The following is a 13653-nucleotide window of genomic DNA, read 5'->3' on the forward strand; positions in this document are numbered from 1 at the left end:
CTTGTTTCGCAAGGAGAATCCGTCCGCCGAGGGGCCGGGAAGGGGTGGCACTGGCAGCGCGCATGGCGGAGCGCCTGCAACGCCGCGCTGGCTTGGCCGCCAAGGCTTGGTATGAAGGGCTTGATATGAAGGCTTGGTAGGGTCGCCGTGTCTGAAAGAGCGCTCGTTATCATGATACCGTTTTTGGGGGAGTCGATGATATTCCGACAGTCGGATCGTCGACTGTGGCATAGGTCACACATGCAGGCAGGACATTGCCGTAATGTGAAGAATCTTGGCTCTCGCGTCGAACCACGCCCCACTCCCCTCAGACCAACTTTGCGAGACGGCCATTGAGCGCGACACAGGCGGCTTCAGACGATGTTCTGATCGCTCGGATCGCTCAAGGCGACCGGCTCGCCATGCAGGTGCTTTATGGGCGGCACCATGTCAGGGTGTTCCGCTTCGGGCTTCGGCTCGTGCGGAATGAACAGGTCGCAGAGGATCTCATCAGCGAGGTTTTCCTCGACGTGTGGCGTCAGGCGGGCAAGTTTGAGGGACGTTCCGCCGTTTCAACCTGGCTCCTGGCGATAACCCGGTTCAAGGCGTTGTCTGCGCTGCGGCGCAGGAAAGACGCCGAACTGGACGACGAGGCCGCGAACGCGATCGAGGATACGTCCGACGATCCGGAAACGGTGGTGCAGAAAAAGGATACCGGCGACGCGTTGCGCAAGTGCCTGACGTCACTGTCCGCGGAACACCGGGAAATCGTGGATCTTGTCTATTATCACGAGAAATCCGTGGAAGACGTCGCTGAGATCGTCGGGATTCCGGAGAATACCGTGAAGACGCGCCTGTTTTATGCGCGCAAGAAACTTGCCGAGCTGCTGAAGGCGGCCGGCATCGAGCGAGGTTGGCCATGACGGCTGCGAGCAAGAAAGTGCTGGATCAGGAGCCCGGCGAGATCGAGATGCTGCTGCCTTGGCACGCCGCCGGGACGCTGAACGCCCGCGACGCGCGCCGCGTCGAGGAGGCGCTCGCCCAGGACCCGGAGCTCGCCAGGCAGTACGCCGTGATCCGCGACGAATACGCCGAGACCATCGGCCTCAACGAGAGCCTTGGTGCACCCTCGGCGCGCGCCATGCAGAAGCTGTTCGCGGCGATCGATGCCGAACCGGAGCGCAAGCCGTCGATGTGGTCGCGGATTTCGGCAGGCATATCCGAGTTCTTTGCGAAATTGTCGCCGCGCACACTGGCGTGGTCGTCGAGCGCTGCTGCGATCGTGGTGCTGTTGCAGGCGGGCGTGATCGGCACGGTGCTGATGCAGAGCCAGCCGGCCTCGTTCCAGACCGCATCGCTGGACGCCCCCGCCCCCGAGCGCCCCGCGCCACGGGCTCAGAGCATCCAGAGTGCGCCGAGCGCGCCGATCACCCGGGACCTGAGTGGCGGCGCCGCCGCGGCAGCGCCGACCCGGCTGTTGGTGCGCTTCGCGCCGGATGCCAAGGTGGCTGACATCAGCGCGCTGCTCGAAAGCTATCACGCCACCATCACCGAAAGTGCCAAGGACGGCCTGTTCCGGTTGCAGTTCGGCAACCGTGCGATGGACCGTGACGGCGTCACAGCGCTGATCGCGCGGCTGCAGCGCGAGAAGATCGTCAACCTCGCGGTCGAAACGCCGTAGCGGCGATTGGCGGCTCTGCGGCCGAGCTGCGGATCAATCGGAACATCGTAGATGAGCGGCGGGCGTTGGTCGGCGCCGCGGCTCTCGTGCGCGGGCGTCCGACAAATCGTCGCGCACGTCGGACGCGCCGGGCAATAACACTTCCGTGAGGGTGTGTTGAAGGACGACACATGCGCCGACGGCCGCAAACGGTTTCATCGCAAAATACCTTGCCGGCCAGCGGTTTTCGGCGTCGAACGCGTGAAAGGCGTGCATCGGAACCGGACGCGGAGAAGGTCAAAAAAATCGCCGACGGTTTGAACGTCCGCTGCCCTGTCACGACTTATATCTGTGGGAGCGGTTTACCCTCCCCGGCTGTATCAGGCGCGAGCGCCCATCCACCCCAAGCGCCCATATGGCTTTGACCCGTCCGGTTGTCCCCCCGGACGGGTCTTTCATTTGGGGGATGGCTTGTCGGGATTGCCCGGCGCAGCGTCTGGATGGCGATCTCGATCATCGCGAAATTCCTGCCACGAGCTGACAAGAAACGGTGGATCGGTGTGGATAGTTCGGTGTCGCGTTGCCGTTGGTGCGCTGTGCATCGCCATCATGCAAGTCGATGACTTGACTGGGGATAGTCCAGCAAACCCCGTAATGAAGCGGACTTCTTTGATCGCCCGTCGTCGATTAAGAATTTAGTTAGACTTTATTTACCTTTTCCACAGAATATCTCTGTCGCGTCCAGTTGATTCGGTTCGGTTGCGTCTGCGTCCGTTTCTCTTCCTGCGGGCAAATTTGATGACACATCGGACTGACGTGGCCAGGGGCCAGGAGATCGTTGCGCGCTGGTGCAACCTGGCCGAACAGCGGCTCGAACACCTGACCGAACTGTTCGAAACCGGCCGCTGGCGTCGCTATCACACCGAACAGGCATTTCTCGAGAACATCAGGGAAGCGCGCGCCGCGGTCGAGATCTGGCGCGAGCTGCTGACGCGCGAAGCTTCGCTCGACAATTCTCCCATCGACCTGTCCTGGCTCGGCCGCGGCAAGTCGAAATTGCCGCCGCGCCCGGCTTTGCCGGAGCCCGCGCCGGAGCACCGGTTCGACGTGGTCGCGCTGGCCGAATCCACCATGACGGCGGTCGCGGCCGCGCTCGAGACGGCGGTTGCGGTGCTGGAAGATGCGCCCGCCATGGCCGACGCGCCGGCGCCGGAGATGCCGGTCCCGATGATGCCGCCGCCGGTGCTCGACCTCGACACGATCCAGTCGCGCTACCCGCTGCTGCGCAACGCGATGTAAGGCGGGCGCGTCAGCGCCGCACCGCGTTCGACCCCACCATCAGCTGCGCATATTGCTGGGCGCCGCCGGCCGACAGGTCGGATGTGACCGGACGGGCGTGATCGAGCCCGACCACGGCGCCGCGCGGGGTTTCCGAGATCATGTTGTTGTTGATCAGCGCGGAGCCGGCGCCCGGCACCACCGAGACGCCGATGCCAACGAGGGCGTTGCGGATCACGTTGCCCGAGATCGCGACGTCGCGCAGGTACTTACCCCAGCCGGCGACGATGCCGAAGCTCGGCGCGTTCTCGATCACATTGCCGGTGACGGATGTGTCGGCCTCGACATAGATGCCGATGCCGGCCCCGTCATTGGGGTCGGTCCCGGCTGGCCGCTTCGGCAGCAAATTGCGGATGATGTTGCCCTGAACCACCGCGATGCGGCCGCCCTCGTTGAAATTGCACACGGACACGCCGAGCGCCGCGCCATCGACGGTGTTGTTGGCGATCACGGCCGCCTCGAACGCGAACTCCGAATAGAGCGCGACCTCGCGGACATTGCTGACGCTGTTGTCGGTGATGTGGATGTTGGCGGCCGAATTGCCGCGCACCGCCGAAAAATCGCAGTTCCTGATCCGGTTGCCGCGCACGATCACGTTGCCGGCGCGGAATGCGTTGATGGCGTTGCCGTATTGCCCGGAGCCGCCGGGGCCAGCCTTGATGTCCTCGATGCGGTTGTCGGCGACGATCGAGCCGTCGTCGCCGATCGAGGAACGCAGGATCTCGATGCCGTTGTCGTTGGTGCCCTTGATGGTGTTGCGCGAGACCAGAAGGCCGATCGCATCGAACGACACCAGCGCCGTGATCGCGATGTCCGTGAAGATGTTGTTGCTGACGTCGCCCGACATCTGCTCGAACCAGATGCCGTTGCCGCCGCTGCCGATGAACTGGCAATCGGTGATGCGGATGTCGCGGCCGGACAGGCAGTGCACCAGGCCGCGCCTCGTCGGCAGCGGGATGTTGCCGCCGTCGAAGGTCAGGCCCATCAGCACGACTCCGCCGGCGCCTTCGCCTGCCAGCAGCGAGGCACCGCCGTTGAAGGCGAGCCTGCTCGCGCCGCGCACGCCGATCAGCTGGCTGCCGGGCGCAAGCCGCAGCAGGCCGGTGCGATAGACGCCGGGCGGGAAGGCCAGCGGCACCTGCGCATGCGCAGCATCATCGATCGCGCGTTGCAGGTTGCGGGTCTGGTCGTCGGGGCTGCCGGGACGAACGCCATATTGCGTGACGTCGCGGCCCAGCGAGGCGACCGATGCCGCGGCACGCGCAGCCTCCGGCGACATCGCCAGCGCGCCGGCGACGCCGGCGGCGGATGCTCCGATCAGACGGCGGCGGTTGACGTCCATGGTGCCTGGCCCTCGCTAAGAGGCGCGAGCGATGACGTTCGCACCCGATAGGTAGCGCGAAATGCGGCGCCGCTCGGTGAACGCGCGGTCGCAGCCGGGCGATTGTTGGCGGTAGGGTTAACCCGGGGTGGAGCGATTGACGCTCACACCAACGCTATCTGCCGGGTCAACTTCACCAGCTCCATCAGCATGGCTTCGCCGGCATCGACCAGCGCTTCCAGCGTGAGCTCTGAGGTGCCGCGCGCTGCCGTTCCGTCATGGGCGAGCGGTGGAACATGGACGAATTGCGCGAGGCGAGGGCCGTTGTCGCCGCCTGCGGCCTCGATCGCGCGCCAGCTCAGATAGTTGCAGAGATAGCTGCCGGCATCGCGCGACAGCCGCGCGTCGATCCCGGTCGCCACTGCCGCGCGCAGCAGCTTTTCGCTGTGCGGGCCGAATGCGTGCGCATCGGCGCCGTCGACGATCGATCCCTTGCGCGCATGCTGGCGGCCGGCATCGGGGAAGCGCGTGGTTACTGCGTTGCGGGCGCGGCTTTCGATCCGCAGATACGAGGTGCGGCCGGCGAGGCCGAACATCAGCAGCGCCTGCGGGCGATGTTTTGCGATCAGCTCGGGCAACTCGCGATCGACGGTTGCGTAGGTGACGTGGAAGATGTGGCTCGTCAACGCGACGTCGTCGAGCGCCGGTCGCCGCAGCTGCGTCAGCCGCTTCACCAGCGGCATGGTCGGATTGAACGGCGCGCCCGGGAATGGGCCGAAGCCGGTGATCAGGATGCGCAGCCTCTCGCTCACCTCAACATCTCCGCGATCTGCTCCGCGGCCACCGCGGGCGAGATGCGGCCGTCGGCGACCTCGGCTTCCATCTTCTTCACCTTGCTGCGGATCGCGGCGTCGGCGCGCAGCCGCGCCATCATCCGGCCCTCCAGCATCGACCACATCCATTTCACCTGCTGCTCGCGGCGTCGCGCGGCGAATTCGCCCGACGCGTTCATCGCGGTGCGGTGCTCGAGGATCTTCTGCCAGAGCTTGTCGAGGCCCGCACCGGTCAGCGCCGAATATGTTTCGACCGGCGGATGCCAGTGCTCGGAGCGCGGCGTAAGAATATGCAGCGCGCTGCGATAATCGGCGGCGGCGAGGTTGGCGCGCTTGAGATTGTCGCCATCGGCCTTGTTGATCGCGATCATGTCGGCGAGCTCGACCAGGCCCTTCTTGATGCCCTGCAGCTCGTCGCCGGCGCCGGGCAGCATCAAGGCCAGGAAGAAATCGGTCATGTCGCAGACCGCGGTCTCGGACTGGCCGATGCCGACGGTCTCGACCAGCACCACGTCGAAGCCGGCGGCCTCGCACAGCAGCATCGCCTCGCGGGTCTTCGCCGCGACGCCGCCGAGCGTGCCCGAGGACGGCGAGGGCCGGATATAGGCCTTGTCGGAAACCGCGAGCCGCGCCATCCGGGTCTTGTCGCCGAGGATCGAGCCGCCGGTGCGCGCCGACGACGGATCCACCGCCAGCACCGCGACCTTGTGGCCGCGCTCGATCAGGAACATGCCGAGCGCATCGATCGTGGTCGACTTGCCGACCCCGGGCGAGCCGGTGATGCCGACCCGCACCGCGCTGCCGGTGTCGGGCAGCAGCTTCTGCACCAGTTCGCGCGCGGAGGCCTGGTGATCGCCACGCCGGCTCTCGACCAGCGTGATCGCCCGCGCCAGCGCGGCGCGGTGGCCGGCGCGAAGGTCAGGGGCTAGGGCGCGGATGTCCACGACGGTCTTATTTGGCAGGGTCATGCCCGAATGCGTCGCTCTACGCACGTCTTGAGCGGCACGAGCTTTTCCCCGGCTATTCCCCAGAGAATCTCTGGTTCGATCCGAACGCGCGTATTTTCAAGACGAGCGCCAATGTCGGCGAAGCAACGCCAATCAACCGCGGTTTCGGCAGCCTTGATTTCATACGGAATGTGGCCGCACGCGACACTAACCATCTCAAACAGTCTCTCCAGCGCGAGCCGTCGCGACCGATCATTCGCCAGTTCGCTTTCGGAACATTCGCGCAGCTCGACTTGGATGATGTTGATTGCAGATAGGATGTGAGCGAAGCGATCTTGTATGGATGGGACGATTTCCATCTCTGTCATGTTTGGATCATCCTACTCAATTGGCATTCAAGCCAAATTCATCCCCAAGGCGCTCAGCGCGCGAACCGAGCTTTTCCTTCCAAAGATTCTCAAGCGCTAATACTTCGCTTCGCTGAGCCTTTGAGCCTACGGTCTCCAAAATAGATACCGTGTAGTCTCTCTGGTTCCGTTCCTTCAAAAGTTTGTTGCCGCCGTGACCGTCGGCCGCATAGGCAGTCCACCTCCCGAAGAATCCGTCATCTCCGGTGGCCGAGCCAACGTATTGCGCTCCGGTTTTTTTGCAAACGAGCAAATAGACGCCCTTCGTTACCCGGAGAACGGACTGCCAAGTAGGGTACAGAGTCGGAATATCCTCAATTCGCTTCTGGAAGGAGAAATAGTCAGGGAATTTGGGCTCTTCAAATTGCTTACGAATTTCGATGACGTCTTTGTTTTGCTTTTCTGCGCGTTGGACCCAGCTTCGGTATCCTTCGCCCCAGTTCAAAACTAGACGCTTGGAGAAGTCGCTCATTCGATCGTCAAGGGTGAGATCATAGACGAAAAGCTTGCCGGCATCGTACGACTTGAGTTTGATTGGGCAGATGATTGCTTCCGAACTGCTTCTAAGCTCGCCGACTCTAAAAAGGTCTACAAAAAGTGTTTCCCGGCTTGGAGTAACAACGAACGAAGCGATGAATTCCCGTCGAAATATTTCTCGACCTTGGATCATTTGGTAGAATTCAAATTGCGAACGATCTTCCCGCAACAGAGAGTAGGGTGTGCCCCCGCTGGGTCCACGATCTTGATGCCGAACCAGTTGAACAGACTTCGGATCAAGCTTGCATTCGGACAGGATTAGATTGAACTTCAGCATGGCAGTTGAAACTCACTCCGCCGCCTCGCTATGGCCGAGCCTTGCGTTGAGCTTGTGGATCAGCTCCTCGGCGGCGTCTGATATCACGGTGCCCGGCGGGAAGATCGCCTCGGCGCCGGCGGCATAGAGCGCATCGTAATCCTGCGGCGGCACCACGCCGCCGATGATGATCATGATGTCCTCGCGGCCGTGCTGCTTCAGCGCGGCCTTCAGTTCCGGCACCGCGGTGAGGTGCGCGGCGGCGAGCGAGGAGACGCCGAGGATGTGGACATCGTTCTCGACCGCCTGGCGCGCGGCCTCCTCGGCGGTCGCGAACAGCGGCCCGATGTCGACGTCGAAGCCGACATCGGCGAAGGCGGATGCGATCACCTTCTGACCGCGGTCATGGCCGTCCTGGCCGATCTTGGCGACCAGGATACGCGGGCGGCGGCCCTCGGCTTCCTCGAAGGCGTCGATCAGCTCTTGCACCTTTTCGACCTTGTTCGACATGGTCGCTGCCTCTCGCTTGTAGACGCCGGTGATGGACTTGATCTCGGCACGGTGGCGGCCGAACACTTTCTCCATCGCGTCCGAAATCTCGCCGACGGTGGCCTTGACCCGCGCGGCGTCGATTGCCAGCGCCAGCAGATTGCCGCTGCCTTCGCCGGCGCTGCGCGTCAGCGCGGCAAGTGCTGCTTCAACGTCCTTCTCGTTCCGCTCGGAGCGCAAACGCTTGAGCTTGTCGATCTGCAAGCGCCGCACGGTGGAGTTCTCCACCTTGAGCACGTCGATCGGCTTCTCGTTCTCCGGCTTGAATTTGTTGACGCCGATCACGGCCTGGCGGCCGGCATCGATCCGCGCCTGGGTCTTGGCCGAGGCTTCCTCGATCCGGAGCTTCGGCACGCCGGCCTCGATCGCCTTGGCCATGCCGCCGAGCGCCTCGACCTCCTGGATATGGCCCCAGGCCTTTGCGGCGAGATCGCGGGTCAGCCGCTCGACATAATAGGAGCCGCCCCAGGGATCGATGATGCGGTTGGTGCCGCTCTCCTGCTGGATGAACAGCTGCGTGTTGCGGGCGATGCGCGCCGAGAAATCGGTCGGCAGCGCCAGGGCCTCGTCGAGCGCGTTGGTGTGCAGCGACTGGGTGTGGCCTTGCGTCGCCGCCATCGCCTCGATCGTGGTGCGCATCACATTGTTGAAGACGTCCTGCGCGGTCAGCGACCAGCCGGAGGTCTGGCAATGCGTGCGCAGCGACAGCGAGCGCGGGTCCTTCGGGTTGAACGGCTTCAGGAGCTTGGCCCAGAGCAGCCGGGCGGCGCGCATCTTGGCGACTTCCATGAAGAAGTTCATGCCGATCGCCCAGAAGAACGACAGCCGCGGCGCGAAGCGATCGACATCGAGGCCGGCGGCGAGGCCGGCGCGGAGATATTCGACGCCGTCGGCCAGCGTATAGGCGAGCTCGAGGTCCTGCGTCGCGCCGGCCTCCTGCATGTGATAGCCGGAGATGGAAATGGAATTGTATTTCGGCATCCGCTGCGAGGTGTAGGCGAAGATGTCGGAGATGATCCGCATCGAGGGCGTGGGCGGATAGATGTAGGTGTTGCGCACCATGAACTCTTTCAGAATATCGTTCTGAATGGTGCCCGACAGTTTTTCCGGCGGCACGCCCTGTTCCTCGGCGGCTGCGACGAACAGCGCGAGGATCGGCAGCACCGCGCCGTTCATGGTCATCGACACGCTCATCTGGTCGAGCGGGATGCCGGCGAACAGCGTGCGCATGTCGTAGATGGAATCGATCGCGACGCCGGCCATGCCGACGTCGCCGGAGACGCGCGGGTGATCCGAGTCATAGCCGCGGTGGGTGGCGAGATCGAACGCCACCGACAGGCCCTTCTGCCCGGCCGCGAGGTTGCGGCGATAGAAGGCGTTGGAATCCTCCGCCGTGGAGAAGCCGGCATATTGCCGGATGGTCCATGGCTGGTTGACATACATGGTCGGGTAGGGACCGCGCAGATAGGGCGCAATCCCCGGCCAGGTCTCGAGGAAGTCGATGCCCTCGAGGTCGGCCTCGCCGTAAACGGATTTCACCGGGATGCCCTCGGGCGTCAGCCACGGCTCTGCGCTCGCAGCCTGCGCCGCGGTGGCTACCGGCTGGAAGGCGACATCAGCGAAATTGGGAATGCGGGTCATTCCATCGTATCCTCTAGTCATGATCCGGATGCTGATGGCTGGCGATGGTCGCCATCTGCTCCGGTCCGTAATTCTGCATCGTGGTCTGGCTCGGCAGGTTGGCGATGCCGACCACCCAGCCGAGCCGGGATTCGGTTCCATATTGCCGCGTCGGCACCAGCCGGTCGGGCCGATCGAAGGTGCCGGTCATGAGCTCGATCCGTGGGCCGTCGATGCGGCGGAAGCTGAGCGGCGTGCCGCAGGCGGCGCAGAAATCACGCTCGGCGATGGATGAGGACTTGAACGCCGCCGGCTTGCCGCGGGTCCAGGTGAAGTCCTCCTTGTTGATGTCGGCGAAGGAGGCAAACGGCGCGCCGGACGCTTTCTGGCACATCCTGCAGTGGCAGATGCTGATCCGGTTCGGTGCCGCCGAGATCGCAAAGCGAACCGCGCCGCATTGGCAGCCGCCGGTCAGAACGGGTTTTGCTGGTGCCTCTGCCGTCATGCCTGCTCCATCCGCCTGTAAGCGTCGCGCAATGTCGCCAGCGCATCGCCGCTGGCGAAGACGAACTCACCGATGCCGGCCGCCCGCAACTCTGCTTCCTGGTCGCCGGGCCGCCCTGCCAGATAGATATGCCTCGCTCCGGCGCCTTGAAGGGCCTTGGCGGCGTCAACGGCGCTGGCGGCATAGACCTTGTCGGAGGAACAGATGCACGCCACCGTCGCGCCGGAGGCCTTGAAGGCTGCGGCCAGCGTTGCCGGATCGGCAAAGCCTTCGCTGTCGATCGCCTCGATGCCGCCGGTCTCGAAGAAGCTCTTGGCGAAGGTGGCACGGGCGGTGAAATCGGCCGGCGTGCCGAGATTGGCGAGGAAGATCTTTGGCCGCGCGCCACGCGCCTGCAGCGCGGCATCGGATGTGTCGCGCAGCGCCTCGAACGGCTCGGCAAGGCGCATCGGCGCGAGCGGATCGAACTTGATCTTTGCCTCGGGCAGGGGGCTGAGCGCGACCGGCGTCACATCCAGTACCGCGACCCCGGCTTCATGCAGGTTCGGGAATTCGCTGGCGCCAGTCAGCACGTCGCGGCGTTTCGCCACATTGGTCTCGCGCTGGGCGCGCGTCGCGGCGACCTTGCTCTGAAGCAGTCCCTGCTCGAGTGCCGCGAAGATGCCGCCGGCCTTCTCGATCTCCTGGAACAGCGTCCACGCCGCCTCGCAGAGCTGCGTCGTCAGCGTCTCGATGCCGCCGGAGCCGGCGGCGGGATCGGAGACCTTTGCAAGGTTGGATTCCTCGAGCAGCACGAGCTGGGTGTTGCGTGCCACGCGCCGCGCGAAATCATCCGGCAGGCCGAGCGCCAGCGTGTGCGGCAGCACGGTGATCGCGTTGGCGCCGGCAAGCCCGGCCGCGAACGTCGCCATGGTTGCGCGCAGCATGTTCACATTGGCGTCGCGCTGGGTCAGCATGCGCCAGGCGGTCTGCGCGTTGATGAAGATCGGCTTTGGCGTGAGCCCGGACGCTTGCTCGACCCGCGCCCACAGGCGCCGCAGCGCACGGAATTTCGCCATGGTCAGGAACTGGTCGGCGTCGGCGCTGAGCCGGAACGAGATCGCCGCGCGTGCCGCATCGAGATCGAGGCCGGCAGCCTCCAGCATGCGCAGATAGGCGAGCCCGACCGCGAGCGCGAAGGCGAGCTCCTGCACCTCGGACCCGCCGGCATCGTGCACCGGCCGGCCGTCGGCCAGCACGAAGGGGCCGTTGAAGCCGCGCTTGATCAGCCCGCCGACCACCTGGCCGAACGGCTTTTGATAGTCCGCCCAGGCGGCGGTCGCAGCACCACGTACGGCGATGGTGCTGAGCGCCTGGTAATTGAAGTGAAGGTCGAGCTTGGCCGGATCGAGCTTGCGGGCCTCGACCATGTCGGCAAACGTCTCGCCGGCGTTCTCGCGCCCGATGACCGGGTTGAGCGCGATCATGATGCCGGCATCGAGATGGATGCCGCCGCAGGCGCGCGCCAGCGTCCGCTTGCTGGCGTCGGCGAGACCGAAACCGCGGGTGCCGGGGCCATCCGCGAATTCGAATTCGAGGCCGGTCGCGCCGTTTTCGAGATCATGCAGCGCCAGCGCGTTGGCCTGCGCGGGATCGGGATGATCGACCCGCTGCAGGATCTGCCAGGGCGTGGCGGCCGCGCGGCCGGCGATCGGACCGGTATTGGTGGCGCGGCGGTAGATCGGGTCGATCTTGAGCCCATCATAGGTCTTGCCGACCAGCTTCTCGAACGGCGCGCCCTTCAGCACGCCGTCGACCAGCTTGCGCCAGTCCTGATAGGTCGCAGGCGGAAATTCCGCAGCCAGAGCCAAATCGTCAGTCGTGGTCGTCATCCGCCCGCAGAGTCCTTCGCTGGCCCGATCGGGGCCTCTTGATTTGGCCGGAAATTGCCACGGGCGGGCGGCCAAGCCAAACGGTTGTTTGGGGGTGTTCCGGCCTAATCGAGGTCCGGCAGGCGGAAAATACCGTCGGCGGAAACCCCACCCAGCGCGTCGGCGACCTTGCGCCCGGCGATGATGCGATCGGGCACGATCTCGGCCAGCGGCACCAGCACGAAGCCGCGCTCGAACCAATGCGGGTGCGGCAGCGTCAGTTCCGGCTTGGCGAGCCTGACATCGTCATAGGCGATCAAATCGAGGTCGAGGGTGCGCGGGCCCCAGCGCTGCTCACTGGCGCGGTCGCGGCCGAATTTCTTCTCGATCTTGTGCAGCGTGAACAGCAGCGCATGCGGATCGAGCGAGGTCTCGATCTCGATGCAGGCATTGATGAAGCTGTCCTGCTGCTGCTTGCCCCAGGGCGGGGTCGAATAGTCGGACGAGCGCGCGAGCAGCGCGGCCTGGGTCATGCCGCAGATATTGGCGATCGCCTTGCGAAACGTCGCGCGGACGTCGCCGACATTGCCGCCGAGCGCGATCAGGACGTCAGCCATGAGGGGTCGGATGCCGCGAACGCGTCAGCACCACGCCGACATCCTCGAAGATCGCGGCAATCGGCGCGTGCGGCTTGTGGACGGTGACCTTGACCGCCCGGACCCGCGGGAAGGCGGCGAGGATGTCGTCGGCGACCGCGCCGGCGGCGCGCTCCAAAAGCTTGTAATTGGTGGTCTTGAACGCCGACGTCGCGGTCGCCACCACGTTGGAATAGGAGACGGTGTCGGAGAGCCGGTCGGTGCGGGAGGATTCCGACAGATCGGTGTAGAGCTCGAGGTCGATGACAAAACGCTGCCCAACCTCGGTCTCATGCTCCATCACGCCATGGCGGGCATGGATGACGATCCCGGTGATGAAGATCGTGTCGGTCATTGCTGTCCCTTGATTGCTGCCGCCACCCGCAAGGCCTGCACGGTCTCCGCGACGTCATGGGTGCGGATGATGCGAGCGCCATTCTGGGCGGCGATCAGATGCGCGGCGATCGAGCCGCCGATACGCTGTTGCGGCTCCGAGGGCACGACGGTGCTGATGAAGCGCTTGCGCGAGGCGCCGACCAGCACCGGCAGGCCGAACGAGCCGAGCTCGGCGAGCCGCGCCAGCGCCATCATGCTCTGCTCCGGCGTCTTGCCGAAGCCGATACCGGGATCGAGCACGATCTTGTCGGATGAAATGCCGGCCCGAGCGGCGATCTCGAGCGAGCGGGCGAAGAAGCCGGCGATATCCTGCATGATGTCGATGGCCGGATCAGCCTGCGCGCGATTGTGCATGACGATCACGGGCACGTCGCGCGCGGCGATGAGGGGAGCCATGCCGGCATCGCGCTGCAGGCCCCAGACATCGTTGGCGATCGCAGCGCCCTGGTCGAGCGCCCAGGCCACGACCTCCGATTTCATGCTGTCGATCGACACCGGGACGCCAAGCGCGACGACGGCGGCCAACACCGGCGCGAGCCGCTTCAACTCGTCGTCCGCCGAGACCTGCTGCGAGCCGTAGGGGCGGGTCGATTCCGCGCCGATGTCGATGATATCAGCGCCGTCGGCGATCAGCTTCTGGGCCTGCGCCAGCGCCTGTTCGGGAGCGATGAACCGTCCGCCGTCGGAGAACGAATCCGGCGTCACGTTCAATATGCCCATCACCGCCGGATATGGCTTCGACAGCAACGCGGGCAGCAGCTCGTGTTCGGCCGGGCCGGCCGCCGCCGATGCTATGGGCTGGGTCGCCATCATGCGGTGG

At 64.8% G+C, this 13653-nt stretch carries 14 protein-coding genes; 3 read left to right on the forward strand and 11 right to left on the reverse strand.

All coding sequences use genetic code 11. The features are described 5' to 3' along the window. Nucleotides 1–332 precede the first annotated feature (332 nt). The 3 genes from IC762_RS11920 (at nucleotide 333) to IC762_RS11930 (ending at nucleotide 2938) form a co-directional block, all read left to right on the forward strand. Entirely contained in the window at nucleotides 333–902 is a 570-nt protein-coding gene (locus IC762_RS11920) for a sigma-70 family RNA polymerase sigma factor (protein WP_195788994.1), read from the forward strand. Further along, the gene (locus IC762_RS11925; RefSeq protein WP_195788995.1) at nucleotides 899–1660 is read left to right on the forward strand and encodes a hypothetical protein; all 762 of its coding nucleotides are present in this window, start codon (nucleotides 899–901) and stop codon (nucleotides 1658–1660) included. The genes IC762_RS11920 and IC762_RS11925 overlap by 4 nt, the downstream gene beginning before the upstream one ends. A 777-nt stretch (nucleotides 1661–2437) precedes the next feature. After that, the gene (locus tag IC762_RS11930) at nucleotides 2438–2938 is read left to right on the forward strand and encodes a TIGR03809 family protein (protein ID WP_195788996.1); all 501 of its coding nucleotides are present in this window, start codon (nucleotides 2438–2440) and stop codon (nucleotides 2936–2938) included. A gap of 10 nt (nucleotides 2939–2948) precedes the next feature. On the opposite strand, the gene IC762_RS11935 is transcribed toward IC762_RS11930, so the two are convergent. The 11 genes from IC762_RS11935 to folP all read right to left on the reverse strand — a co-directional run bounded on the left by IC762_RS11935 (nucleotide 2949) and on the right by folP (nucleotide 13646). Continuing rightward, nucleotides 2949–4319, reverse strand: a complete 1371-nt coding sequence (locus IC762_RS11935) for a TIGR03808 family TAT-translocated repetitive protein (RefSeq protein WP_195788997.1) — start codon at nucleotides 4317–4319, stop codon at nucleotides 2949–2951. Nucleotides 4320–4462: 143 nt separating this feature from the next. After that, a complete protein-coding gene (locus IC762_RS11940) occupies nucleotides 4463–5110 on the reverse strand; it encodes a pyroglutamyl-peptidase I (protein WP_195788998.1) in 648 nt (215 codons plus the stop codon). After that, nucleotides 5107–6099, reverse strand: coding sequence for a methylmalonyl Co-A mutase-associated GTPase MeaB (gene meaB / locus IC762_RS11945; protein ID WP_195788999.1), 993 nt, complete (start codon nucleotides 6097–6099; stop codon nucleotides 5107–5109). The genes IC762_RS11940 and meaB overlap by 4 nt, the downstream gene beginning before the upstream one ends. After that, nucleotides 6096–6446 (reverse strand): HepT-like ribonuclease domain-containing protein, encoded by a 351-nt coding sequence (locus tag IC762_RS11950; RefSeq protein ID WP_195789000.1) that lies wholly within the window; start codon nucleotides 6444–6446, stop codon nucleotides 6096–6098. The genes meaB and IC762_RS11950 overlap by 4 nt, the downstream gene beginning before the upstream one ends. A gap of 16 nt (nucleotides 6447–6462) precedes the next feature. Next, the gene (locus IC762_RS11955) at nucleotides 6463–7299 is read right to left on the reverse strand and encodes a GIY-YIG nuclease family protein (protein WP_195789001.1); all 837 of its coding nucleotides are present in this window, start codon (nucleotides 7297–7299) and stop codon (nucleotides 6463–6465) included. A gap of 12 nt (nucleotides 7300–7311) precedes the next feature. Then, entirely contained in the window at nucleotides 7312–9468 is a 2157-nt protein-coding gene (scpA, locus tag IC762_RS11960; RefSeq protein WP_195789002.1) for a methylmalonyl-CoA mutase, read from the reverse strand. A 13-nt stretch (nucleotides 9469–9481) separates the two neighbouring features. Further along, nucleotides 9482–9952: a GFA family protein gene (locus IC762_RS11965; RefSeq protein ID WP_195789003.1), complete on the reverse strand. Its 471-nt coding sequence runs from the start codon at nucleotides 9950–9952 to the stop codon at nucleotides 9482–9484. Beyond that, the gene (locus IC762_RS11970; RefSeq protein ID WP_195789004.1) at nucleotides 9949–11823 is read right to left on the reverse strand and encodes a methylmalonyl-CoA mutase family protein; all 1875 of its coding nucleotides are present in this window, start codon (nucleotides 11821–11823) and stop codon (nucleotides 9949–9951) included. The genes IC762_RS11965 and IC762_RS11970 overlap by 4 nt, the downstream gene beginning before the upstream one ends. Before the next feature lie 104 nt (nucleotides 11824–11927). Further along, nucleotides 11928–12419 carry a 2-amino-4-hydroxy-6-hydroxymethyldihydropteridine diphosphokinase gene (folK, locus tag IC762_RS11975; RefSeq protein ID WP_195789005.1) on the reverse strand — a complete coding sequence of 164 codons (492 nt, stop codon included), beginning with the start codon at nucleotides 12417–12419 and terminating at the stop codon, nucleotides 11928–11930. After that, nucleotides 12412–12792 (reverse strand): dihydroneopterin aldolase, encoded by a 381-nt coding sequence (folB, locus tag IC762_RS11980; RefSeq protein ID WP_195789006.1) that lies wholly within the window; start codon nucleotides 12790–12792, stop codon nucleotides 12412–12414. The genes folK and folB overlap by 8 nt, the downstream gene beginning before the upstream one ends. Continuing rightward, nucleotides 12789–13646 carry a dihydropteroate synthase gene (folP, locus tag IC762_RS11985; RefSeq protein ID WP_195789007.1) on the reverse strand — a complete coding sequence of 286 codons (858 nt, stop codon included), beginning with the start codon at nucleotides 13644–13646 and terminating at the stop codon, nucleotides 12789–12791. The genes folB and folP overlap by 4 nt, the downstream gene beginning before the upstream one ends. Nucleotides 13647–13653 lie beyond the last annotated feature (7 nt).

This window comes from Bradyrhizobium genosp. L (genome assembly GCF_015624485.1).
Taxonomy (GTDB): domain Bacteria; phylum Pseudomonadota; class Alphaproteobacteria; order Rhizobiales; family Xanthobacteraceae; genus Bradyrhizobium.